This is a genomic window from Mycolicibacterium flavescens (assembly GCF_001722335.1).
GTDB lineage: Bacteria > Actinomycetota > Actinomycetes > Mycobacteriales > Mycobacteriaceae > Mycobacterium > Mycobacterium flavescens.
Genome location: NZ_MIHA01000001.1, coordinates 205,984 through 228,528, shown reverse-complemented (window position 1 = coordinate 228,528; position 22,545 = coordinate 205,984). Strand labels below are relative to the sequence as shown.

The following is a 22,545-nucleotide window of genomic DNA, read 5'->3' as shown; positions in this document are numbered from 1 at the left end:
GCGCCGACCCCGCCGATTAGGCTGAGCGCATGCGCCTAGGCCGAATCGCCAGTCCCGACGGGGTCGCCTTCGTCAGCGTCGAGGGTCCGCCCGACGATCCCACCCAGGCAGTCGCCCGGGAAATCGCTGAACATCCGTTCGGCACTCCACAGTTCACCGGCCGGCAGTGGCCGCTGGCCGACGTCCGCCTGCTCGCGCCGATCCTGGCCAGCAAGGTGGTGTGCGTCGGGAAGAACTACGCTGCGCACATCGAAGAGATGGGGGGCGGGACGTTCGAGGATCCGGTCATCTTCATGAAGCCCAACACCGCGATCATCGGACCCTACGTGCCGATCCAATTGCCGGCCGACGCCGATCCCGTGCATTTCGAAGGGGAACTGGCGGTGGTGATCGGTCGACCGTGCAAGGACGTTCCCGCGGCGCGGGCAGCCGAGAACATCCTGGGCTACACGATCGGCAACGACGTGTCCGCGCGCGACCAGCAGAAGAAGGACGGCCAGTGGACCCGCGCCAAGGGCCACGACACGTTCTGTCCGGTCGGGCCGTGGATCGTCACCGACCTCGACCCGGCCGACCTCGCGATCCGCACCGAGGTCAACGGCGTGGTCAAACAGGACAGTCGGACCTCGAACATGATTCACGACGTCGGTGCCATCGTCGAGTGGGTCTCGCGGGTGATGACCCTGCTGCCGGGTGACCTCATTCTGACCGGCACCCCGGCAGGGGTCGGACCGATCGAAGACTCCGACACCGTCAGCATCACCGTCGAAGGCATCGGAACATTGACCAATCCCGTTGTCCGCAAGGGAAAGTCATGAGTGAAACCACTGTGCGGGTACGGTTCTGCCCGTCACCCACCGGCACACCGCACGTCGGGCTGATCCGCACCGCGCTGTTCAACTGGGCCTACGCCCGGCACACCGGCGGCACGTTCGTGTTCCGCATCGAAGACACCGACTCCGCGCGGGACTCCGAGGAGAGCTACCGCGCGCTGCTCGACGCGCTGCGCTGGCTCGGCCTCGACTGGGACGAGGGGCCCGAGGTCGGCGGACCCTACGGGCCGTACCGGCAGTCCGAGCGACTCGACCTGTACCGCGACGTGATCGACCGGCTCGTGCAGGCGGGGGAGGCCTACGAATCGTTCTCGACGGCCGAGGAAGTCGAGGCCCGGCATCTGGCGGCCGGACGCAACCCCAAACTGGGGTACGACAACTTCGACCGCGACCTCACCGACGAACAGCGCGCGGCGTTCCGCGCCGAAGGCCGCGGCGCGGTGATCCGGTTGCGGATGCCCGACAAGGACATCGGCTGGCGCGACCTGGTGCGCGGCGAGACGACGTTTCCCGCGGGCACGGTGCCCGACTTCGCGTTGACCCGCGGTAGCGGGGAGCCGTTGTACACCTTGGTCAATCCGGTCGACGACGCGATGATGAAGATCACCCACGTGCTGCGCGGTGAAGACCTGCTGCCGTCGACGACACGGCAGATCGCGCTGTACGAGGCGTTGATCCGGATCGGAGTCGCCGAGCGCATTCCCGAGTTCGCCCATCTGCCAAGCGTTCTGGGCGACGGGAACAAGAAGCTGTCCAAGCGCGATCCGCAGTCGAACCTGTTCCTGCACCGCGAACGAGGCTTCATCCCCGAGGGTCTGCTGAACTATCTGGCGCTGCTCGGCTGGGGTATCGCCGAGGACCGAGACGTGTTCACCCTCGACGAGATGGTGGCCGCGTTCGACGTCGTCGACGTCAACTCCAACCCCGCCCGCTTCGACCAGAAGAAGGCCGACGCGCTCAACGCCGAGCACATCCGGATGCTCAGCGAGGCGGAGTTCACCGCGCGGCTGGCCGACTATTTCGCGGCGCACGGCCACGACACCGGCCTCGACCAGACGCGCTTCGCCGAGGCGGCCGCGCTCGTGCAGACCCGCATCGTGGTGCTCGGCGACGCGTGGGATCTGTTGAAGTTCCTCAACGACGACGAATTCCGTCTCGACGAGAAGTCCGCGGCCAAAGAACTCAAGGCCGAGGCGGTCGCGGTGCTCGACGCCGCCGTCAGCGCCCTGGACGCCGTCGGCGACTGGAGCACCCCGGCGATCGAGGCGGCACTCAAGCAGGCCCTGCTCGACGAACTGGGGCTCAAGCCGCGCAAGGCGTTCGGCCCGATCCGCGTCGCGGCGACCGGCGCATCGGTGAGCCCGCCGCTGTTCGAATCGCTTGACCTGCTGGGTCGCGAGCGCAGCCTGGCCCGGCTGCGCGCCGGCCGCGAGCACGCGGCCGCGGCGGCTTAGAGTGGCGGTGGCGTGAAAATCGGCCCGCGAATCTTTGGTAGTCTGCTCGTCGGCCCACACAACACGCGACGGGATCCACTCGCCGGGTGAGAAGGCCGAAGGAGGTCCGTGACCAGCGGTTACGGGTCCCCAGTGGGGTATGGTGTAATTGGCAACACAGCTGATTCTGGTTCAGCCATTCTAGGTTCGAGTCCTGGTACCCCAGCCAACCACCGCGATTAGGCCGACAAATCTCCCTGAGATATGCTGGCTAACCGGAAAACAGTTCTAGCCCCCGTCGTCTAGCGGCCTAGGACGCCGCCCTCTCACGGCGGTAGCGTGGGTTCGAATCCCATCGGGGGTACAACAGCACTTCGCAATTCGTCGGGACGGCTCACAGGCGCCGCGTCAATGCTTCGGCGGCGGCCAACAGATCGGCCGCCCATCGCGCACCGGGACGCCGGCCCATCCGGTCGATCGGCCCCGACACCGACACCGCGGCGATCACCGTTCCGCGGCCGTCGCGCACCGGCGCCGAGACGCTGGCAACTCCGGGTTCGCGTTCGGCGGCGCTCTGCGCCCAGCCGCGTCTGCGGACTTCGGCGAGGGCCCGGTCGGTGAACTTCGCCGCGGGTAGCACCGCCTCCTGTGTGGCCGTGTCCGCGTACGCCAGCAGAACTTTGGCGCCCGAGCCGGCCGTCATCGGCAGCCGGGTGCCGACGGGCACCGTGTCGCGAAGTCCGGCAGGCGGTTCCAGCGCGGCCACACAGATCCTCGAAGTGCCTTCCCGACGGTAGAGCTGCACGCTCTCGCCCGTGAGCTCGCGCAGCCGCGGCAGCACCACCGCGCCCGCGGCGACCAGCGGGTCGTTGACGTGACCGGCGAGTTCGGTGACCGCCGGACCCAGCCGCCACCGGCCGTCACCGTTGCGGGTCAGCAGCCGGTGGGTCTCGAGCCCCGCGGCAAGTCGGTGCGCGGTCGCGCGCGGCAGACCCGTGCGCTCGCACAGTTCGGCCAGCCCGCAAGGAGAGTCGGCGACCGCGTGCAGTACGCCCACCGCTTTGTCCAGCACGCCGATACCGCTATCCTGTCTCATAAGGAGATACTAACTTCCCAGATTGTGAGATAGCCACGATGTCCACCGATGTGTCCAGCGCAATCGACGCGACGCCGCGCACCCTCGCGGAGAAGGTGTGGGCCGACCACGTCGTCGTCCATGGGGCCGGCGACGGTTCCTCACGTGAGCCCGATCTCATCTACATCGATCTGCATCTCGTCCACGAGGTGACCAGCCCGCAGGCCTTCGACGGGCTTCGGCTGGCGGGGCGCCCGGTCCGGCGGCCGGACCTGACGATCGCAACCGAAGACCACAACGTGCCGACGGTCGACATCGACAAGCCGATCGCCGATCCCGTGTCGCGCACCCAGGTCGAGACCCTGCGGCGCAACTGTGAGGAATTCGGCATCCGGCTGCACCCGATGGGCGACGCCGAACAGGGCATCGTCCACATCATCGGTCCGCAACTGGGTCTGACCCAGCCCGGTATGACGGTGGTGTGCGGCGACAGTCACACGTCGACACACGGCGCGTTCGGCGCACTGGCGATGGGAATCGGCACGTCGGAGGTCGAGCATGTGCTCGCGACGCAGACGCTGTCGTTGCGTCCGTTCAAAACGATGGCGGTCAACGTCGACGGCGAGCTGCCGCACGGTGTCAGCGCCAAGGACATCATCCTGGCGGTGATCGCGAAGATCGGCACCGGCGGGGGACAGGGCCACGTCATCGAATACCGGGGCAGCGCCATCGAATCCCTGTCGATGGAGGGTCGCATGACGATCTGCAACATGAGCATCGAAGCGGGTGCGCGCGCGGGAATGGTCGCACCCGACGACACCACGTTCGAGTTCCTGCGCGGTCGTCCGCATGCGCCGAAGGGCGCGCAGTGGGACGAAGCGGTCGCAGCATGGCGGCGCCTGCGCACCGACGAAGGCGCCGAATTCGACACCGAGGTCTATCTCGACGCGGCCACCCTGAGTCCGTTCGTGACCTGGGGCACCAACCCCGGTCAGGGCGTACCGCTGGCGGATTCGGTTCCCGATCCCGAATTGATGTTCGACGAGGGGGAGCGTCAGGCCGCGGAAAAGGCACTGGCATACATGGACCTTCGTCCGGGTACGGCCATGCGGGACATCTCCGTCGACACGGTTTTCGTCGGTTCGTGCACGAACGGCCGCATCGAGGATCTGCGGGTCGTCGCCGATGTGCTGCGCGGACGCAAGGTCGCCGACGGCGTCCGGATGTTGGTCGTACCGGGTTCCATGCGAGTTCGGGCGCAGGCCGAATCCGAGGGTCTGGGCGAGATCTTCACCGCGGCCGGAGCCGAATGGCGCCAGGCGGGCTGCTCGATGTGCCTTGGGATGAATCCAGATCAGTTGTCCCCGGGGCAGCGCTGCGCGTCGACGTCCAACCGCAATTTCGAGGGCAGGCAAGGCAAGGGCGGTCGCACCCATCTGGTGTCACCCGCGGTCGCTGCCGCCACCGCCGTCCGCGGCACGCTGTCCTCGCCCGCCGACCTGACCGCCTGAGAGGAAAGCTGATGGAACCCTTCCGGACTCACACCGGGATCGGCGTGCCGCTGCGCCGGTCCAATGTCGACACCGACCAGATCATCCCGGCCGTCTATCTGAAGCGCGTCACCCGAACGGGTTTCGAGGACGGTCTGTTCGCCGCCTGGCGCAACGACCCCTCCTTCGTGCTGAACCTGCCGCCGTTCGACAAGGGTTCGGTTCTGGTCGCCGGCCCCGATTTCGGCACCGGGTCGTCGCGAGAGCACGCGGTGTGGGCACTGATGGATTTCGGCTTCCGGGTCGTCATATCGTCCCGATTCGCCGACATCTTCCGCGGCAACGCGGGCAAGGCCGGCCTCCTGGCGGCCGAAATCGCGCAAGATGATGTGGAAATTTTATGGAAGCTCATCGAGCAGCAGCCCGGGTTGGAAATCACTGTGAATCTTCAAGATCGAACCGTCTCCGCTGGAACGGTCATGGTGCCGTTCAGAATTGACGACTACACCGCCTGGCGGCTGCTCGAGGGGCTCGACGATATAGGCCTTACGCTGCGCAAATGCGATGAGATAGCGGCCTACGAAGTGACCCGGCCGGATTGGAAACCGCGGACTCTGCCGGCCTGATTCGGGCCGATTTCGAGCCCGGTCGGGCCGAATTCACCGCTCTGAAACCCGGTTCTCCGGGGTGCCCTCAGGAGGTCAAGGGGGGCAAGAAAGTTCGCTAGCCTCGCATGAAACTGCGCGTGGCTCTTGGAAATCAATGGGGAATGGGTTTACCGTGTCCTCTAGTCGGTCCAAAGTGGACCACTGGTTTCCGGAGGTTATGCATGAACAAAGCAGAGCTCATCGACGTACTCACGGAGAAGTTGGGCTCGGATCGTCGGTCGGCAACCGCTGCGGTGGAGAACATCGTTGACACCATCGTGCGTGCGGTTCACAAGGGTGACAGCGTCACCATTACCGGCTTCGGCGTTTTCGAACAGCGCCGTCGCGCCGCCCGCGTCGCGCGTAACCCGCGCACCGGCGAGACGGTTCGGGTGAAGCCGACGTCCGTACCCGCGTTCCGTCCCGGTGCGCAGTTCAAGGCCGTTGTCTCTGGCGCGCAGCGTCTCCCGGCGGAGGGCCCCGCGGTGAAGCGTGGTGTGACGGCCGGCACCGCTCGTAAGGCCGCCAAGAAGTCTCCGGCCAAGAAGACCGCTGCCAAGAAGACCGCTGCCAAGAAGGCTCCGGCCAAGAAGGCAGCAGCGAAGAAGACTGCAGCCAAGAAGGCTCCGGCCAAGAAGGCAGCAGCGAAGAAGACTGCAGCCAAGAAGGCTCCGGCCAAGAAGACTGCAGCCAAGAAGACCGCTGCCAAGAAGGCTCCGGCCAAGAAGGCCGCGACCAAGCGGACGGCGGCCAAGAAGACCGCGAAGAAGGCTCCGGCGCGCAAGGCGCCTGCCAAGCGCGGCCGCAAATAGATTCAACTCAGACACGCCGTGGGTCACTCGACCCGCGGCGTGTTTGTGTTTCATAGACTGCCAAAACCCGCTGAAGGCGGACTGTTTGGACCCGGACTCTCCGATACATCCGGATCGGCGGGTCAGACCACGACCGCCAGCGGGCTGCTGATGTGGTCGGCGGCCACCATCCTGCCGTCGTGAAACGACAGTACCCAGACGCTGCCTTTGCGGTTGCGCGATTTGTCGGGCCGCACTCCGTCGCGGTCGCACCACCATTCGATGAGGTCTGGAATCACCTTGCCCTGCGTGCAGATCACGGGTGTGCCCGGTGTCTCGGCGAGTTCGAGGAACCGCAGCCGCGCCAGCTTGCGGTGCTCGGCGTAGGCCTCCTCGGTGAGCATCGCGTCAGTGGCGATCGACGTGTCCAGTTCGTCGGCCAGCGGCGCCAGCGTCGAGGTGCAGCGCACCCGGTCGGCGGCGAAAAGCGTGTCGGCGCCGAACGCCAGCAGCACGCCGACGAGCGCCTCGGCCTGCGCGCGGCCCTTCTTGTCCAGCGGCCGTTTTCGGTCATCGCCGCGGTAACGCGATTTGCTGCCGGCCGTGCCGTGCCGCACGATCAGCACCGTCTTGGTGTCGACGGGGTACTTGTCGAAGTGGCGCAGAACCTTTCGGTCGTGCGGATAGTCCACCTGTTTGGCCGCCTCGCCGACGGGGAGCCATTTGAGTTCGTCGACCTCGTCGTTCGGGCTGAAGGCGCCGTGTTTCCCACGCGCCGCCCAGTACTGCACCTTCTTGGTGCCCTGCTCGACGGGATAGCTCACCGAGATGAGGCGCCTGCCGAGAACCGCGGTGTAGCCGGTCTCCTCGTGCACCTCGCGCACCGCGGTGACGGGTTCGATCTCGCCGGGGTCCACCTTGCCCTTGGGCAGTGACCAGTCGTCGTAGCGGGGACGGTGGATCACCGCCACCTCCGGCACATTCAGGTCGGGGTTGGGGCGCCACAACACCGCGCCCGCGGCGAGAATCGGCGTCGCATCCCCATCTGACGTGTTCTTGGCCACCTCAACTCCTGCGGATGATTCGGCGGTCAGCCGTCCAACGGCCCTGTGCGGTCACGGTTGCCGGTGGCGCTCCATCATCGACACCTGATGGTCGCGAACCGTCTGTCCCTCCTTCGGCGAAGCTGTCCACTTTCCATCCATACCAAGTTCCCAGCAGCGGGTCGCGGGATCCATCGCCGATTCGAAGATCTCGTCGAGCTGTGCCTTCAGCCGTGGGTCCTTCACCTCGGCCATCACCTCGACGCGGCGGTCGAGGTTGCGGTGCATCATGTCGGCGCTGCCGATCCAGAACTCGTCGATGGCGCGGAAGTGGATGATGCGCGAGTGTTCGAGGAAGCGGCCGAGAATCGAGCGCACGACGATGTTGTCGGAATATCCGTCGGCCTGCGGCCGCAACGCGCAGATGCCGCGCACCACCACCTCCACCCGCACCCCGGCCTGCGAGGCGCGATACAGCGCGTCAATCACCTGCTCGTCGACCAACGCGTTGGCCTTGAGCCGGATTCGGCCCTCCGCACCGTCGCGGGTCGCGGCGATCTCGCGCTCGATCCGGTCGATGATGCCGCGTCGCACCCCCTGCGGGGCGACCAGCAGATTGCGGTACGAGTCCTTGCGCGAGTACCCGGTCAGCGAGTTGAACAGGTCGGTGAGGTCGGCCCCGATGTCGGGAGCGGCGGTCAACAGCCCGATGTCTTCGTACAACCGTGCGGTTTTCGGGTTGTAGTTGCCGGTGCCGATATGGCAGTAGCGACGGATCAGCGAGCCCTCCCGGCGCACCACCAGACACGTCTTGCAGTGCGTCTTGAGCCCGATCAGGCCGTACACCACATGCACGCCCGCGCGTTCCAGGGCCCGCGCCCACTTGATGTTGGCCTGTTCGTCGAACCGGGCCTTGATCTCCACCAGCGCCACGACCTGTTTACCGGCGGCCGCAGCGTCGATGAGCGCGTTGACGATCGGGGAGTCGCCGGAGGTCCGATACAGCGTCTGCTTGATCGCCAGCACATTCGGGTCGGCGGCGGCCTGCTCGATGAACCGTTGCACGGTGGTCGAGAACGAGTCGTACGGGTGGTGCACCAGCACGTCGCCGTCGCGAAGCGTGGAGAAGATGCTCTTGGGGGTCTCTCGCTCACCGAACGCCGGGGGGGTCGCAGGAACGAACGGCCGGTCCTTGAGCGCCGGCCGGTCCAGACCGTAGATCTGCCACAGCGACGACAGGTCGAGCAGCCCCGGCACCTCGATGACATCGCCAGGGGCGACGTCGAGTTCGCGCAGCAGCAGTTCGAGCATGCTCTCGGTCATGTCGTCGGAGACCTCGAGGCGCACCGGCGAGCCGAAGCGGCGCCGGGCCAGTTCGCGTTCCAGCGCCTGCAGCAGATCCTCGTCGCGGTCCTCTTCGACCTCGAAGTCGGCGTTGCGGGTGATCCGGAATGCGTGGTGCTCCACGATCTCCAGACCCGGGAACAACACGTTCAGGAACGCCGCGATCAGTTCCTCCATCGGCAGGAACCGCACGACCTGGTCGTCGCCGGGTCGCGGCGCGAGTTCGACGAACCGCTCGACGTTGTCGGGCACCTTGATTCGGGCGAAGTGCGCTCCGCCGTCCTCGGGTTGTCTGACGGTGATGGCCAGGTTCAGGCTCAGCCCGCTGACGAACGGGAACGGGTGGGCCGGGTCGACCGCCAACGGCGTCAGCACCGGGAACACCTGCTCGTGGAAGTAGGTCGACAACCGGCCGCGCTCGGGCTCGTCGAGTTCGGCCCACGTCACGATCACGATGCCCTCGTCGGCCAGCGCCGGGCGCACCGAGTCGAGGAACACGTGCGCGTGACGGTCGGACAGGTGCTGGGTGCGCTCGTTGATGCGGCGCAACTGCTCACGCGGGGACAGACCGTCGGCCGAGCGCACCGACAGCCCCATCTCGTCGCGGCGCTTGAGCCCGGCGACCCGGACCATGTAGAACTCGTCGAGATTGGAGGCGAAGATCGCGAGGAACTTCGCGCGCTCGAGCAGGGGCAGCGACGGATCGGCGGCCAGCGCGAGCACCCGAGAGTTGAAGTCCAGCCAGCTCAGTTCGCGGTTGAGGTAGCGGTCCTCGGGCAGGGCGTCGTCGACCGCCGGTGAGGTGGCCGCCGGGGGCGCGCCGGGAGCGGTGTCGCTGGAATCCGCCGAGTCCCTGATGCCGGGCCGCTCTTCCTCCGTCGCCTCGGTGGTGTTGTCCCGGGTCTGCGTCTCGGCTTCGGTCATGTCACAGATGATTCCCTACGAACCGGTGTTCGTGCCAGCGCCGCTGGCCCTTCAGATCACCGCTGCGGTGGCCGCGCCGACGCCGAGCCTGCGTGCCACCGTCAGATCCTCGGCGGTGTCGATGTCACAGCGCAGACCCGGCCATACCCCGCTCAGTTCGACGGCACCGGAACTCCGGTGACGCTCAGCGGAATTTCTGCCGAACAGCGGGTGAAGCGCGACCCCGAACGCAAACAGCGCGGAGGTGCCGGTGCCGTGGCGGTCCCCGACGAAACTGCGGGGGTGTGCGCGGGCGTCGTCGACGGCGGCGGCGAGCTCATCGGTTCGCAGTGCGGGTAAATCGCCCTGCAGCACAACGATATTGGGCGTCTGATGACGAATCTGGCGTTCGGCGGCGGAGATCGCGTTGTTGAGCGGGTCGCCGTGGCCGGCCGGGGTGGGGTCGGTGAGCACCTGGGCACCCAGCCTGCGTACCGCCTCGGCGGCACCGGTGTCGGGTGTCACGACGGTGATCGAGCGGACCGCCGGGACGGCCACCGCGGCGGTGATGGTGTCGACGAGCATCGCCAGCACGAGTTGTTCGCGGCGGGCCGAGGAGAACGCCGGCGCGAGCCTCGTCTTGGCGTCCGCGAGGCGCTTGACGGCGATCACCAATCCGATATCGGCTTCGGGTGGCCCGCTCATGTGCGTCATCCTGCCAGCCGGTGCCCCACGCTAGGCTGATGGCGTGGTCGAGGCAGCGGTGATGGGCGCCGGAGCGTGGGGAACCGCGCTCGCCAAGGTGCTCGCCGACGCGGGCAACGACGTCCGGCTGTGGACGCGGCGCGCGGAGTTGGCCGACGAGATCAACGACACGCACCGCAACCCCGGATATCTCGACGACATCGAACTTCCGAAGACCATCCATGCGACCGGTGATCCCGCCGAAGCGCTCGCCGGTGCGTGCACCGTGCTGCTGGCCGTGCCCGCGCAGACCTTGCGCACCAACCTCAGTCAGTGGACGGAGTTGATCGGCGACGATGTCACGCTCGTCAGCCTCGCCAAGGGCATCGAACTCGACACGCTGATGCGGATGAGCCAGGTCATCGTGCAGGTGACCGGGGTCGATCCGGCGCGGGTCGCGGTGGTCACCGGGCCCAACCTGGCCAGCGAGATCGCCGACGAACAACCCGCCGCGACCGTCGTCGCGTGCAGCGACTCGGGCCGCGCGGTGGCGCTGCAGCGTGCGCTGTCGACCGGATACCTGCGGCCCTACACCAACGCCGACGTGATCGGCGCCGAGGTGGGCGGCGCGTGCAAGAACGTGATCGCGCTGGCCAGCGGCATGGCCGCGGGTGTCGGGCTGGGTGAGAACACCGCGGCCGCGATCATCACCCGCGGGCTGGCCGAGATCATGCGGCTGGGAATCGCGTTGGGCGCCAAGCCCGCCACCCTCGCCGGGCTGGCCGGTGTCGGCGACCTCATCGCCACCTGCACCTCCCCGCACTCCCGTAACCGCGCCTTCGGTGAACGCCTGGGTCGCGGCGGTTCGATGGAACAGACGCTGCAGGCCACCGGTGGTCACGTCGCCGAGGGGGTGGCGAGCTGCCAGTCGGTGCTGGCGCTGGCCGCCAGCTACGACGTCGAAATGCCGTTGACGGACGCCGTCGTCCGCGTGTGTCACAAGGGACTGTCGGTGCACGAGGCCGTCGCACTGCTACTCGGGCGCAGCACCAAACCGGAGTAACCATGGACGGTCAGTACGGCGACTCCACTCGTAGCGTCAAAGCCGTTGCCTCCGAGCATGTTCCGGGAAGCCCGGTGGCACCGCAGCCGGTCTCGGCCGCCACTTTCCACCTGTCGGCCGACGAAGCCGCCGGACTGGACACCTACGGGCGCAGCGGCAATCCCACCTGGCGGCAACTGGAGTCCGCGCTGGCCGAACTCGAGGGCGCCACCGCGGCGCTGACGTTCGCCTCGGGCATGGCCGCCATCACCGCAGCGCTGCGGGTCCTGGCCAAGCCCGGAACCAAGCTGGTGGTGCCGGCCGACGGCTACTATCAGGTCCGCCGGTACGCATCGGAATACCTTGCGCCACAAGGTGTCACCGTCGTCGAGGCGAGCGCCGAGCAGATGTGCGAAGCGTCCGCCGACGCTGACGTCGTGCTTGCGGAGAGCCCGGCCAACCCCGGACTCGACGTGGTGGACCTGTACCGGCTCGCCATGCAGTGCCGTCGCCGTGGCGCGATACTGGTCGTCGACAACACCACCGCGACCCCGCTCGGTCAGCAACCGCTGTCGCTGGGCGCCGACGTGGTGGTGGCCAGCGCCACCAAGGCGCTCTCGGGACACAGCGACCTCGTCGCCGGCTATGTCGCCAGCAGCCGCGCCGACCTGATGTCCGCGCTGGAGCGCGAGCGCCTGCTGGCCGGTGCCGTGCTCGGGGGATTCGAAGCCTGGTTGGTGCTGCGCAGCCTGGGCACCGCCGGGCTGCGATTCGAACGGCAGTGCCAGAACGCCGCCGCGCTGGCGGTGATGCTGCACACCCACCCGGCGGTGCGCGCGGTGCGGTACCCGGGGCTGCCCGGCGATCCGGCGCACGGCGTCGCCTGCGCGCAGATGAAACGGTTCGGCGGCCTCGTCGCGGTCGAACTGGCCGACGCCGCCGCGGTCGAGGCACTGGTGCGGCGCAGCGCGCTGCTGGTCGCGTCCACGAGCTTCGGCGGAATCCACACCTCGGTGGACCGGCGGGCCCGCTGGGGTGACGCGGTCAGCGAGGGTTTCGCCCGGATCTCGCTGGGCATCGAGGACACCGATGACCTGGTCGCCGACGTCGAACAGGCGCTGGCCTGAACCGCAGGTCAGATATCGGGGACGACTCACGGTGCGGCCGGACGGTAGCCTCTCCAGATTGTGACTGCCCGCCATGACTCCGGCTCGGGACGCGTCCGGGTCGCCGTCGTCTACGGAGGACGCAGCTCCGAGCACGCCATCTCCTGCGTCTCCGCAGGCAGCATCCTGCGTAACCTCGATCCCGAGCGCTTCGACGTCGTCGCCGTCGGCATCACGCCCGGCGGCGCGTGGATGCTCACCGACGCACGACCCGACACGCTGACGATCACCGACGGCCGGCTACCCGAAGTGACCGCGACGTCGGGCACCGAGCTGGCGCTGGCCGCCGATCCCGGCCGCGGCGGTCACCTGCTCTCGCTCGGAGAGGACGCCGGTGCGTTGCTCGGCGCCGTCGACGTGGTGTTTCCGGTGCTGCACGGCCCCTACGGCGAGGACGGCACGATCCAGGGCCTGCTCGAACTCGCGGGTGTGCCCTATGTCGGGGCCGGGGTGCTCGCGAGTGCGTCGGGCATGGACAAGGAGTTCACCAAGAAGCTGCTGACCGCCGACGGCCTCCCGGTCGGCGACCACGTGGTGCTGCGGCCACGCAAGCAGACGCTGAGCCTCGACGAGCGGCAGCGGCTCGGGCTGCCGGTGTTCGTCAAACCCGCCCGCGGAGGATCCTCGATCGGCGTCAGCCGGGTCACGGCATGGGATCAGCTGCCCGCGGCGATCGAACTGGCCCGCCGCCACGACCCCAAGGTCATCGTCGAAGCCGCGGTGCCGGGACGCGAACTCGAGTGCGGCGTGCTCGAATTCCCCGACGGCCGGCTCGAAGCCAGCACCGTCGGCGAGATCCGGGTCGCGGGTGTGCGCGGCCGCGAAGACGGTTTCTACGACTTCGCAACCAAATACCTCGAGGACGCCGCCGAACTCGATGTACCTGCCAAGGTCGACGACGATGTCGCGGACATGGTGCGGCAGTTGGCGATTCGAGCCTTCAACGCGATCGACTGCCAGGGGCTGGCGCGCGTCGACTTCTTCCTCACCGACGACGGGCCGGTGATCAACGAGATCAACACGATGCCGGGATTCACCACGATCTCGATGTATCCGCGGATGTGGGCGGCCAGCGGCGTAGACTATCCGACGCTGCTGGCCACCATGGTCGAAACCGCGCTCGCGCGGGGCACTGGGCTGCGCTGACCTCGCCGGATCACCGCGCCGGCGCCGGGTCGAGGGGCTTGGCGGGCAACGACTTCGCGATCACCGAGGTGATCTGCTGAATCGGCGTCGGCCCGGAACCCGCAGGCAGCGTGAGCGCCAGATACACGCCGCGGTCGACGGCGTACCAGGTGCTGCGGCCGTCGCCCGTGTCGGCGACCCCGGACTCGCCGACCCGGAACCACTGCACGTCGTCGACCGCCTGCAGCGGCGCGCCGACCACGAACTCGACGGGCCGATCCACCCCGCAGCGCAACACGATCGCCTCGTCGCTGCCGTCGGACCGCCATGCCGCCGCGCCGGGCGGCGCCGGTTCGGCCAGCGGCGCGCGGACGGCGTCGCCGAGGCCGTCGGGTAGCGCACCGAGCACCGTCGCGCAGTCGGCGCTCGTGGCCTGCGGCGCCGGGATCCCCACCAGCGGCACCGGGCGCGGCGGGACCGCGCGCTGGCGCGAGACCGCCACCACCAGCAGCACGACCACGGCGGTGACGGCCACCACGACCGCGGCGATCAGCAGGGTGCGCGGTGGGCCGTCGGCGTCGGTGTCGGTGTCGGTGTCGGTGTTCACGGAACCCCAACTCTAGGGATGCGCCCCGTTGGCGATCGGGCAGGTCAGGGTGCGGGTGATGCCGGTCACCTGCTGAACCGTGGGCACGACGGACGCCGTCAACTCGTCGAGGGTGTCGGCGCCGATGCGGACCACGACGTCGTACGGACCGGTCACGTATTCGGCGGAGGTCACTCCGGGCAGTTCGGCGAGCTGGTCCGCGACGACCCGGGCGCGTCCGACTTCGGTCTGGATCAGCATGAACGCCTCGACCACCCGGACCTCCTCACCGCTGCATAGACTCCACGCCGCAGGGGCTTAACCTACCGCAGGTCCGTCCGGTGTTCAGGGCGCGGAGGCTGGCCGCGACAGGAGGCGACATGGCGACCGACGACCGCGGCGAGAGCCTGGCCGAGGTCGGTGAGTTCACCGTCATCGAGCGCCTGGTCGCCGGCCGGCGCCAACCCGACGCCGTCACGCTCGGGCCCGGTGACGACGCGGCGGTGCTGCGATCCAGCGACGGCCAGACCGTGGTGTCGACCGACATGCTGGTCGCGGGCCGGCACTTCCGCCTCGACTGGTCCACCCCACACGACGTGGGGCGCAAGTCGATTGCGCAGAACGCCGCCGACATCGAGGCGATGGGGGCGCGCGCGACCGGGTTCGTGGTCGCGTTCGGCGCGCCCGCCGACACCCCGGCCGCGCAGGCACTGGCGCTGGCGGACGGGATGTGGCACGAGGCTGCGGCGCTGGGCGCCGGCATCATCGGCGGTGACCTGGTCAGTGCCCCGCTATGGGTGATCTCGGTGACGGCGCTCGGTGACCTCGACGGCAGGCACCCCGTGCGCCGCAGCGGGGCGCGGCCGGGTGACACTGTCGCGGTGATCGGTGAGCTGGGCCGCTCGGCGGCCGGATATGCGTTGTGGGACAACTGGGTCGACGGATTCGACGAGCTGCGCCGCCGGCACCTCGTGCCCGAGCCGCCCTACGGTCAGGGCCGGGCGGCCGCCGACGCCGGTGCGACCGCGATGACCGACGTGTCGGACGGGTTGGTCGCCGACCTCGCCCACATCGCCGACGGATCCGGCGTCGGCATCGGACTGCGCACCGAAGCGTTGAGCGCCGACCGGGACGCGCTGGCCGCCGCGGCCGCCGCCGTCGGCGCCGACCCGATGGCCTGGATCCTGGGCGGCGGAGAGGACCACGCGCTGGTCGCGACGTTCCCCGGGGCGCCGCCGACGGGGTGGACGCCGATCGGCCGGGTGCTCGACGGCCCGCCGCGGGTGTTGGTGGACGACGCGGCGTGGCAAGGCAATCCCGGCTGGCAGTCCTTCGACTAGCTAGGGTGGCCACTCGTGACTTCCGCGACGACGACCCCGGGACATCGATGACCGCGCGGCCGCTGCACGAACTCGTCGACGACGGCTGGGCGCGCGCGCTCGAACCGGTCGCCGGGCAGGTCGCCCAGATGGGCGAGTTTCTGCGCGCCGAGATCGCCGCAGGCAACACCTATCTGCCGGCCGGCCCGAACATCCTGCGCGCGTTCACTTTTCCGCTGGAGCGGGTCCGGGTGCTGATCGTCGGGCAGGACCCCTACCCGACGCCCGGCCACGCCGTCGGCCTGAGTTTCTCGGTGGCGCCCGAAGTACGCCCGCTGCCACGCAGCCTGGAGAACATCTTCAAGGAGTACGCCAGCGACCTGGGTTACCCGCCGCCGGCCAACGGCGATCTGACGCCGTGGGCGCAGCGCGGAGTGATGCTGCTCAACAGGGTGCTGACCGTGCGGCCCGGAAGCCCCGCGTCGCACCGCGGCAAGGGGTGGGAAGCGGTCACCGAATGCGCGATCCGCGCGCTGGTGGCCAGGAAGCAACCGTTGGTCGCGGTGCTGTGGGGACGCGACGCGTCGACGCTCAAACCGATGCTCGACGGCGCCGACTGCGTCGCGATCGAGTCACCGCACCCGTCACCGCTGTCGGCGTCGCGCGGCTTCTTCGGGTCGCGCCCGTTCAGCCGGGCCAACGAGTTGCTCGACAAGATGGGCGCCGAGCCGATCGACTGGCGACTGCCCTCCCGCGAGGATCACACCTAGCCGACGCCCGGGATCGGGGGCGGCGACGGGATCGGCGGCGGTGAAGGGATTGCCGGAGGCGACGGTATGGCCGGCGGCGACGGGATGTCCGGAATCGGCACCTCGACGGTGCCGTCGCCGTCGGTGGCCGGGGGTGCCGCGGGCTGCGGCGCGGTGGTCTCAGGAGGTGCGCTCGGCGAGACCGTGACCTCCACCGAGGTGGTCACCGATGTGGTCTCGCTGGTCGTCTCGGACGAAGTGCTCTCGCTGCCCCCGGAGTCGTCGCCGCAGGCAGCCAGCAGCGAGGCCAGCGCAGCAGCGGAAGCCAACGCGAGAATGGGTCGTGCTCGATGGACCGTCATGGCCGCGGGCTTCCCCCGCGCTGACGGTGCTAAACGCGCGGCAGCGTCAGCCGCGCGCGACCTTCCCGGCCTTCAGGCACGAGGTGCAGACGTTCATCCGCTGCTTGTTGCCGCCGGGGCGGGTCACCGCGCGAACGGTCTGGATGTTGGGATTCCACCGACGGCTGGTCCGGCGATGGGAGTGCGAGACGGACTTGCCGAAGCCGGGGCCCTTCCCGCAGATATCGCACACGGCAGCCATATGCAGAACTCCTCAGATCAGTACGTGGGGGTTCGGGCCGCTGCACCACACCGGGCGCGGCGTGACCCGACAACCTGACCAGGATACCGATAGCCGCGGGGATCACCAAAATGGCGTCCCCAGCCCCGCGGTGGCGCGGCGACCGGCGGCGATGTCGCGGCGTCGCTGTCGGGTCCAGTGACTAGGCTGACCCGCACGGCGAGTGCGTGGAGGTTAGGCATGTCGGCTCGACGGCTCGATGCCGCCACCCTGATCGAATGGGCCCACACCGCCGTCGGCGATCTCATCACCCACACCGACGAGATCAACCGGCTCAACGTGTTCCCGGTGGCCGACGCGGACACCGGGACCAACATGCTGTTCACCATGCGGGCCGCGTGGGCGCAGGCCGACGCGCTGGCGGACTGCGACGACGTCGCGCAGGTCGCGGCGGCGCTGGCCCGCGGCGCCCTGCACGGCGCCCGCGGCAACTCCGGGGTGATCCTGTCGCAGATCCTGCGCGCGGTGGCCGACGTCACCGCCGGGGCCGCGACCCACGGCCCGGTCGCGGCGGTCGACGGGCCGCTGCTGGCGGCGTCGTTGCGCCAGGCCGTGGCGCTGGTGGTCCGGTCCATGGGCGAAACCGTGCCCGGCACCATCGTCACCGTCCTGCAGGCCGCGGCGTCAGCGGCCGAGAAGGCGGTCACCGACGACGCGGGCCTGGCCGACGTCCTGGCGCGCGCAACCGAGGCCGCCGTCCGGTCCCTCGACGAGACGCCGCACCAACTCGACGTGCTGGCCGAGGCCGGTGTCGTGGACGCGGGCGGGCGGGGCCTGCTGGTACTGCTGGACGCGATGACCGCCACGCTGACCGGCACGGCGCCGCGTCGCGACGAGTACGTGCCCACCCACACCCACGGTGAGACCCGCGCGCCCGCCGCCGTCACCCCGGCCTACGAGGTGATGTATCTGCTCGGCGGTTGCGACCCGGCGGATGTCGAGACGCTGCGCGGCGAACTCGACCGACTGGGGGACTCGGTGGCGATCGCCGCGGCGCAGGACGGTGCCGGGCACTATTCGGTGCATGTGCACGCCGACGACGCCGGTGCCGCGATCGAGGCGGCGCTGTCGGTGGGCACGCCCAGCCGCATCCAGGTGACGTCGCTGACCGGCGGAGCGCGCCCGGCCGCCGGGTGGTCGCGCGGGCGGGTCGTGCTCGCGGTGGTCGACGGCGCCGGCGCCGAGGAACTGTTCGCCGGTGAGGGCGCGCACGTGCTGCGGTTGGAGGACGACGGGCCGATCAGCGCCAAACTACTGCTGCACGCGCTGGTCAACGCCGACGCCGGCCAGGCGATGGTGCTGCCCAACGGTTACGTCGCGGCCGAAGAGCTGGTGGCCGGGTGCACGGCCGCGATCGGGTGGGGGATCGACGTGGTCCCGGTGCCCGCGGCGTCGATGGTGCAGGGGTTGGCCGCGCTGGCCGTCCACGACACCGAACGCCAAGCCGTCGACGACGGCTACACGATGGCCCGCGCCGCCGCCGGGGCCCGGCACGGCTCGGTGCGAGTGGCCACCGAGGAGGCGCTGACCTGGGCCGGTATGTGCAAACCCGGTGACGGCCTGGGCATTTCGGGTGACGAAGTGCTGATCGTCGGCGACGATCTGGTGGCTGCGGGAGCCGGGCTGATCGATCTGCTGCTGGCGGCGGGCGGAGAACTGGTCACCGTGCTCACCGGAAGCGGCGTCGACGACGGCGTCGCGGACGCGCTGGCCGAACACGTGCACCGACGGCATCTGGGCGCGGAGTTGGTGACCTACCACACCGGCCACCGCGGTGACGCGCTGCTGATCGGGGTGGAGTAGCGGTGGCCACCCTGTCCGACCGTCTCGACTTCGTTCTCGGCAAGAAGGCCGCCGGCCCGCTGGCGGAGCACTTCGGCATCCACACGGTCAACGACCTGCTGCGCCATTACCCCCGCAAGTACAGCGACGAGATGACGACCGCCGGCGAGAACGAGGAACTCGAAGAAGGCGTACACGTCACGTTCGTCGACACCATCACCGGTACCACCACAGGCGACATGAAGCCGCAGCGGGACAAGAAGGGGAGGATACGGAAGCGCAAATGGTTGCGCGTGACCCTCGGCGGTCGTGGGCGCGCGGTCACCGCGACGTTCTTCAATGCCGACTGGATGATTCCTGAGTTGGTCGAAGGAACCCGGTTGATCTTGTCGGGTGAGGTCGACTACTTCCGGGGTGCTCTGCAGCTCACGCACCCGGCGTTTCTCGTGCTGGAGTCGCCGGGCGGCAGGACTATCGGCACCAAGTCGATGAAGACCATCGTCTCGACGTCCGGCGCCACCGGCGACGACCTGCTCGCCGCGTTCGAACGGGACTTTTTCCCGATCTATCCGGCCAACAAGAAAGTGCAGACCTGGGAGATCTACGCGTGTGTGCGCCAGGTGCTCGATGTTCTCGACCCGATCCCCGAGCCGCTGCCGGAATCCTTTCTGCGGCAACACGGTCTGATCACCGAGGACGAGGCGCTGCGGGCCGTCCACACGGCCGAGCGCTCGGCCGAACGCGATGCGGCGATCGCGCGGCTGACCTACGACGAGGCGCTCGGGCTGCAGTGGGCGCTGGCCGAACGGCGGCACGGCGAGCTCGGCGAATCCGGTCCCGCGGTAGCGCCGCGCGACGACGGGCTGGTGGCCGCCATGCGCGAACGCCTGCCGTTCGAGTTGACCGCGGGCCAGCGCGATGTGCTGGAGGTGTTGACCGCCGAACTCGCCGCCACCCGGCCGATGAACCGCATGCTGCAGGGCGAGGTGGGCTCCGGTAAGACCATCGTGTCGGTGATGGCGATGCTGCAGATGGTCGACGGCGGCTATCAGTGCGCCCTGCTCGCGCCGACCGAAGTGCTTGCCGCCCAACATGCCCGGTCGATCCGCGATGTGCTGGGCCCGCTGGGGATGGCGGGTCAGCTCGGCGGCGCCGACGGGGCCACGCGGGTCGCGCTGTTGACCGGGTCGATGTCGGCGCCGCAGAAACGCGCCGTCCGAGAGGAGGTGGCCGGCGGTGAGGCCGGCATCGTGATCGGTACGCACGCGCTGCTGCAGGACGCCGTCGAATTCAGCCGTCTCGGGATGGTGGTCGTCGACGAACAGCACCGCTTCGGCGTCGAACAACGAGACCGGTTGCGCAGCAAGGCCCCCGACGGGGTGACACCGCACCTGCTGGTGATGACCGCGACCCCGATCCCGCGCACCGTCGCGCTGACCCACTACGGCGATCTGGAGACCTCGACGCTGCGCGAACTGCCGCGCGGCAGACAACCGATCACCACCAACACGATCTTCCTCAAGGAGAAACCGCGCTGGCTCGAGCGGGCCTGGCAGCGCATCATCGAGGAGGTCGGCGCGGGCCGGCAGGCCTACATCGTCGCCTCCCGTATCGACGAGAGCGACAAGGACAAGAAGGACAACAAGAACGGTGGTCCACCGCCGATCACGGTCGTCGAGCTGTTCGACCGGCTGAGCGGCGGGCCGCTGTCGGGTCTGCGGCTGGGTCTGATGCACGGCAGGCTGCCCGCCGACGAGAAGGACGCGGTGATGGGCGCGTTCCGGTCCGGCGAGATCGATGTGCTGGTGTGCACCACGGTGATCGAGGTCGGCGTCGACGTGCCGAATGCCACCGTGATGCTGGTGATGGACGCCGACCGGTTCGGCATCAGCCAGCTCCACCAGTTACGCGGCCGGATCGGCCGGGGGCAACACCCCAGCCTGTGTCTGCTCGCCACCCGGCTACCCGAAATGTCGAAGGCCGGTCAGCGGCTCAAAGCGGTCGCCGCCACGCTCGACGGGTTCGCGCTCGCCGACCTCGACCTCGAAGAGCGTCAGGAAGGAGATGTGTTGGGGCACAGTCAGTCCGGGCGTGCCATCACGTTGCGGTTCCTGTCGCTGCAGAAGCATCTCGACGTGATCGTCGAGGCCCGCGAGTTCTGCACCGCGCTCTACGAGCGGGACCCCGGCCACGTCGGGATGGCGGCGCTGGCCGCACCGTTCACCGACGATCGTGTCGAGTTTCTGGACAAGGCATGAGGCGTCGGTATCTGCTGTGGCTGACCGCGATCGTCGCGCTGATGGTCGCCGTCGCGGTGCAGACCGTGGTGTCCTCGCACGACCGGGCCGAGTTCATCGCCGAGGCCGACGTCCCGACCGTCGCGCCGGGCACCGACGTGCTGGCCGGGATCCCGGTGATCCCGCTGCGCATCCGCGGGCACGACTACCGCCGGGCCGCGTTCGGCGACAGCTGGACCGACGACACCACGGCCCCCGGTGGGCGAAACGGGTGTGACACCCGCAACGACGTGCTCAACCGGGACCTGCTCGACAAGACGTTCGTGTCGATCAAGCGGTGTCCCACCGCGGTCGCGACCGGCACGTTGATCGACCCCTACACCAACGCCGTCGTGCCGTTCACCCGTGGCGAGAAGACCGGCGCCGCAGTGCAGATCGACCACATTGTGCCGCTTGCGCTGGCGTGGGACCTCGGTGCGCGTGGCTGGCCCGAGGAGATGCGGGTCCGGTTCGCCAACGACCCGGCCAACCTGCTGGCGGTGGCCGGCGACGCCAACCAGAACAAGGGCGATCAGGAGCCGTCGCAGTGGATGCCGCCGAATGCCGCGTTCCACTGCCAGTACGCCATGCAGTTCATCGCGGTGCTGCGCGGGTACGCGCTGCCGGTCGACGCGCCGTCGGCCACGGTGCTGCGCGAGGCCGCGGCGACCTGCCCGACGGGCTGAAGTTCTCCCGCGCGAGCAGACGCAAAGTGACCCGAAAACGGCGGATTTCAGAGCAGTTTGCGTCTGCTCGCGAGGAAAAAGTGAGAGTTAGGCGCCGGTGTAGGTTTCCGGGTCCGGCCGGAACCGCGTGCCCTCGTCGAGGCCGTTGAGCGCGGCCATCTGATCGTCGGTGAGCTCGAAGTCGAACACCTCGAGGTTCGAGGCGATCCGCTCCGGTGACGACGACCGCGGAATCACGACGTTGCCCAGCTGCAGGCTCCACCGGATCAACACCTGCGCCGGCGTCTTACCGTGCGACTCGGCCACGGCGGTGACGGTCTCGTTGTCCAGCAGCCGGCCGACGCCGAGCGGGCCGTAGGCCTCGGTGACGATGCCGTAGCCGGCGTTGATCTCGCGCAACTCGGCCTGGTTCAGCAGCGGGTGCAGCTCGATCTGGTTGACCGCCGGGGTGAAGAACGACAGGTCGATCACGTTCGCCAGGTGCTCGGAGTGGAAGTTGCACACGCCGATCGACTTGGTGTCGCCGACCTCCTTGCGCTTCATCAACCCGCCCCAGCTGTCGACGTACTTGCCCTGCTCGCCGGCGGGCCAGTGGATCAGGTACAGGTCGACGTAGTCGAGGCCGAGCCGTTCGAGGCTGGCCCGCAGCGCGTCCTGCGACGACTGGAACCCCAGGTCCGCCGTCGCCAGCTTGGTGGTGACGAAGATCTCCTCGCGGGGGACACCCGACGCTTTGATCGCCCGGCCGACCGCTTCCTCGTTTCCGTACGCGGCGGCGGTGTCGATCAGCCGGTAGCCGGCCGACAGCGCCGCGGACACGGCCTGTTCGGTCTCGGTGTCAGACAACTCGCCGACACCGAGGCCGAGCACCGGCATGGTGTGGTCGTCGTTGAGTGTGACCGTGGGAATAGTGGCCGAGGAGGTCATCT

22 protein-coding genes and 2 tRNA genes are annotated in these 22,545 nt (G+C 68.9%); 15 read left to right on the top strand and 9 right to left on the bottom strand.

The features are described 5' to 3' along the window. Positions 1 to 29: 29 nt before the first annotated feature. The 4 genes from BHQ18_RS01105 (at position 30) to BHQ18_RS01090 (ending at position 2,630) form a co-directional block, all read left to right on the top strand. On the top strand, positions 30 to 818 hold the full coding sequence (locus BHQ18_RS01105) for a fumarylacetoacetate hydrolase family protein (protein ID WP_069411718.1): 789 nt from the start codon (positions 30 to 32) through the stop codon (positions 816 to 818). Continuing rightward, a complete protein-coding gene (gltX, locus tag BHQ18_RS01100; protein WP_069411717.1) occupies positions 815 to 2,287 on the top strand; it encodes a glutamate--tRNA ligase in 1,473 nt (490 codons plus the stop codon). The genes BHQ18_RS01105 and gltX overlap by 4 nt, the downstream gene beginning before the upstream one ends. 133 nt (positions 2,288 to 2,420) lie before the next feature. After that, positions 2,421 to 2,495 (top strand) — tRNA-Gln (locus BHQ18_RS01095). A gap of 62 nt (positions 2,496 to 2,557) precedes the next feature. Then, positions 2,558 to 2,630, top strand: a tRNA-Glu gene (locus BHQ18_RS01090). Between the two features lie 30 nt (positions 2,631 to 2,660). On the opposite strand, the gene BHQ18_RS01085 is transcribed toward BHQ18_RS01090, so the two are convergent. Further along, the gene (locus BHQ18_RS01085; RefSeq protein WP_069411716.1) at positions 2,661 to 3,362 is read right to left on the bottom strand and encodes an IclR family transcriptional regulator; all 702 of its coding nucleotides are present in this window, start codon (positions 3,360 to 3,362) and stop codon (positions 2,661 to 2,663) included. Between the two features lie 38 nt (positions 3,363 to 3,400). Between BHQ18_RS01085 and leuC the strand changes: the two genes are divergently transcribed. From leuC to BHQ18_RS01070, 3 genes are all read left to right on the top strand, one after another. After that, entirely contained in the window at positions 3,401 to 4,852 is a 1,452-nt protein-coding gene (gene leuC, locus BHQ18_RS01080; RefSeq protein WP_069411715.1) for a 3-isopropylmalate dehydratase large subunit, read from the top strand. An 11-nt stretch (positions 4,853 to 4,863) separates the two neighbouring features. Continuing rightward, positions 4,864 to 5,457, top strand: a complete 594-nt coding sequence (gene leuD, locus BHQ18_RS01075; protein WP_069411714.1) for a 3-isopropylmalate dehydratase small subunit — start codon at positions 4,864 to 4,866, stop codon at positions 5,455 to 5,457. A 203-nt stretch (positions 5,458 to 5,660) separates the two neighbouring features. Beyond that, on the top strand, positions 5,661 to 6,290 hold the full coding sequence (locus BHQ18_RS01070) for an HU family DNA-binding protein (RefSeq protein WP_069411713.1): 630 nt from the start codon (positions 5,661 to 5,663) through the stop codon (positions 6,288 to 6,290). Between the two features lie 122 nt (positions 6,291 to 6,412). Here BHQ18_RS01070 and mutT1 read toward each other — a convergent pair whose 3' ends face one another. Genes mutT1 through cofC form a run of 3 tightly spaced genes read right to left on the bottom strand, consistent with a single transcriptional unit; the run spans position 6,413 to position 10,264 of the window. Then, on the bottom strand, positions 6,413 to 7,333 hold the full coding sequence (gene mutT1, locus BHQ18_RS01065; RefSeq protein WP_069411712.1) for an 8-oxo-(d)GTP phosphatase MutT1: 921 nt from the start codon (positions 7,331 to 7,333) through the stop codon (positions 6,413 to 6,415). 51 nt (positions 7,334 to 7,384) lie between these two features. Beyond that, positions 7,385 to 9,580: an RNA degradosome polyphosphate kinase gene (locus tag BHQ18_RS01060; RefSeq protein WP_069411711.1), complete on the bottom strand. Its 2,196-nt coding sequence runs from the start codon at positions 9,578 to 9,580 to the stop codon at positions 7,385 to 7,387. Between the two features lie 51 nt (positions 9,581 to 9,631). After that, positions 9,632 to 10,264 (bottom strand): 2-phospho-L-lactate guanylyltransferase, encoded by a 633-nt coding sequence (gene cofC, locus BHQ18_RS01055; RefSeq protein WP_069411710.1) that lies wholly within the window; start codon positions 10,262 to 10,264, stop codon positions 9,632 to 9,634. A gap of 43 nt (positions 10,265 to 10,307) precedes the next feature. On the opposite strand from cofC, the gene BHQ18_RS01050 reads away from it, so the two are divergent. The 3 genes from BHQ18_RS01050 to BHQ18_RS01040 are packed head-to-tail and all read left to right on the top strand — an operon-like array spanning position 10,308 to position 13,597. Next, entirely contained in the window at positions 10,308 to 11,306 is a 999-nt protein-coding gene (locus BHQ18_RS01050) for an NAD(P)H-dependent glycerol-3-phosphate dehydrogenase (RefSeq protein WP_084293810.1), read from the top strand. A gap of 2 nt (positions 11,307 to 11,308) precedes the next feature. Then, positions 11,309 to 12,412, top strand: a complete 1,104-nt coding sequence (locus BHQ18_RS01045; RefSeq protein WP_069411709.1) for a cystathionine gamma-lyase — start codon at positions 11,309 to 11,311, stop codon at positions 12,410 to 12,412. Positions 12,413 to 12,472: 60 nt separating this feature from the next. Continuing rightward, positions 12,473 to 13,597, top strand: coding sequence for a D-alanine--D-alanine ligase family protein (locus BHQ18_RS01040; RefSeq protein ID WP_069411708.1), 1,125 nt, complete (start codon positions 12,473 to 12,475; stop codon positions 13,595 to 13,597). A 10-nt stretch (positions 13,598 to 13,607) separates the two neighbouring features. Here the strand turns inward: BHQ18_RS01040 and BHQ18_RS01035 are convergent, their stop codons facing one another. Together BHQ18_RS01035 and BHQ18_RS01030 are read right to left on the bottom strand one after the other, a co-directional pair. Then, positions 13,608 to 14,183, bottom strand: a complete 576-nt coding sequence (locus tag BHQ18_RS01035) for a DUF3515 domain-containing protein (protein WP_069411707.1) — start codon at positions 14,181 to 14,183, stop codon at positions 13,608 to 13,610. A 12-nt stretch (positions 14,184 to 14,195) separates the two neighbouring features. Then, positions 14,196 to 14,438: an Lrp/AsnC ligand binding domain-containing protein gene (locus BHQ18_RS01030; RefSeq protein WP_109789148.1), complete on the bottom strand. Its 243-nt coding sequence runs from the start codon at positions 14,436 to 14,438 to the stop codon at positions 14,196 to 14,198. Between the two features lie 104 nt (positions 14,439 to 14,542). On the opposite strand from BHQ18_RS01030, the gene BHQ18_RS01025 reads away from it, so the two are divergent. Both BHQ18_RS01025 and BHQ18_RS01020 read left to right on the top strand, forming a co-directional pair. Continuing rightward, complete coding sequence (locus tag BHQ18_RS01025; protein ID WP_069411706.1) at positions 14,543 to 15,502, top strand: thiamine-phosphate kinase; 960 nt, start codon at positions 14,543 to 14,545, stop codon at positions 15,500 to 15,502. Between the two features lie 47 nt (positions 15,503 to 15,549). Continuing rightward, a complete protein-coding gene (locus tag BHQ18_RS01020) occupies positions 15,550 to 16,251 on the top strand; it encodes a uracil-DNA glycosylase (RefSeq protein WP_069411983.1) in 702 nt (233 codons plus the stop codon). On the opposite strand, the gene BHQ18_RS01015 is transcribed toward BHQ18_RS01020, so the two are convergent. Further along, a complete protein-coding gene (locus BHQ18_RS01015; protein ID WP_069411705.1) occupies positions 16,248 to 16,559 on the bottom strand; it encodes a hypothetical protein in 312 nt (103 codons plus the stop codon). The genes BHQ18_RS01020 and BHQ18_RS01015 overlap by 4 nt on opposite strands. Positions 16,560 to 16,638: 79 nt before the next feature. Beyond that, positions 16,639 to 16,833, bottom strand: coding sequence for a 50S ribosomal protein L28 (gene rpmB, locus BHQ18_RS01010; protein ID WP_069411704.1), 195 nt, complete (start codon positions 16,831 to 16,833; stop codon positions 16,639 to 16,641). Between the two features lie 219 nt (positions 16,834 to 17,052). On the opposite strand from rpmB, the gene BHQ18_RS01005 reads away from it, so the two are divergent. From BHQ18_RS01005 to BHQ18_RS00995, 3 genes are read left to right on the top strand one after another with little or no spacing between them, the layout of a single operon-like run. Continuing rightward, entirely contained in the window at positions 17,053 to 18,675 is a 1,623-nt protein-coding gene (locus BHQ18_RS01005; protein WP_069411703.1) for a fatty acid kinase ATP-binding subunit FakA, read from the top strand. A gap of 2 nt (positions 18,676 to 18,677) precedes the next feature. Next, a complete protein-coding gene (recG, locus tag BHQ18_RS01000) occupies positions 18,678 to 20,912 on the top strand; it encodes an ATP-dependent DNA helicase RecG (RefSeq protein ID WP_069411702.1) in 2,235 nt (744 codons plus the stop codon). After that, positions 20,909 to 21,616, top strand: a complete 708-nt coding sequence (locus tag BHQ18_RS00995; RefSeq protein ID WP_069411701.1) for an HNH endonuclease family protein — start codon at positions 20,909 to 20,911, stop codon at positions 21,614 to 21,616. Before recG ends, BHQ18_RS00995 begins: the two co-directional genes overlap by 4 nt. A gap of 87 nt (positions 21,617 to 21,703) precedes the next feature. Here BHQ18_RS00995 and BHQ18_RS00990 read toward each other — a convergent pair whose 3' ends face one another. Beyond that, the gene (locus BHQ18_RS00990; RefSeq protein ID WP_069411700.1) at positions 21,704 to 22,543 is read right to left on the bottom strand and encodes an aldo/keto reductase; all 840 of its coding nucleotides are present in this window, start codon (positions 22,541 to 22,543) and stop codon (positions 21,704 to 21,706) included. Positions 22,544 to 22,545: the final 2 nt, after the last annotated feature.

Bases quoted from the DNA above. Each gene is read 5' to 3' on its own strand.
- cofC (WP_069411710.1), bottom strand. From the start codon at position 10,264: ATGAGCGGGCCACCCGAAGCCGATATCGGATTGGTGATCGCCGTCAAG.
- leuD (WP_069411714.1), top strand. From the start codon at position 4,864: ATGGAACCCTTCCGGACTCACACCGGGATCGGCGTGCCGCTGCGCCGG.
- BHQ18_RS01105 (WP_069411718.1), top strand. From the start codon at position 30: ATGCGCCTAGGCCGAATCGCCAGTCCCGACGGGGTCGCCTTCGTCAGC.
- BHQ18_RS01085 (WP_069411716.1), bottom strand. From the start codon at position 3,362: ATGAGACAGGATAGCGGTATCGGCGTGCTGGACAAAGCGGTGGGCGTA.
- BHQ18_RS01060 (WP_069411711.1), bottom strand. From the start codon at position 9,580: ATGACCGAAGCCGAGACGCAGACCCGGGACAACACCACCGAGGCGACG.
- BHQ18_RS01045 (WP_069411709.1), top strand. From the start codon at position 11,309: ATGGACGGTCAGTACGGCGACTCCACTCGTAGCGTCAAAGCCGTTGCC.
- BHQ18_RS00995 (WP_069411701.1), top strand. From the start codon at position 20,909: ATGAGGCGTCGGTATCTGCTGTGGCTGACCGCGATCGTCGCGCTGATG.
- BHQ18_RS01005 (WP_069411703.1), top strand. From the start codon at position 17,053: ATGTCGGCTCGACGGCTCGATGCCGCCACCCTGATCGAATGGGCCCAC.
- gltX (WP_069411717.1), top strand. From the start codon at position 815: ATGAGTGAAACCACTGTGCGGGTACGGTTCTGCCCGTCACCCACCGGC.
- rpmB (WP_069411704.1), bottom strand. From the start codon at position 16,833: ATGGCTGCCGTGTGCGATATCTGCGGGAAGGGCCCCGGCTTCGGCAAG.
- BHQ18_RS01020 (WP_069411983.1), top strand. From the start codon at position 15,550: ATGACCGCGCGGCCGCTGCACGAACTCGTCGACGACGGCTGGGCGCGC.
- BHQ18_RS01070 (WP_069411713.1), top strand. From the start codon at position 5,661: ATGAACAAAGCAGAGCTCATCGACGTACTCACGGAGAAGTTGGGCTCG.
- leuC (WP_069411715.1), top strand. From the start codon at position 3,401: ATGTCCACCGATGTGTCCAGCGCAATCGACGCGACGCCGCGCACCCTC.
- BHQ18_RS01025 (WP_069411706.1), top strand. From the start codon at position 14,543: ATGGCGACCGACGACCGCGGCGAGAGCCTGGCCGAGGTCGGTGAGTTC.
- BHQ18_RS00990 (WP_069411700.1), bottom strand. From the start codon at position 22,543: ATGACCTCCTCGGCCACTATTCCCACGGTCACACTCAACGACGACCAC.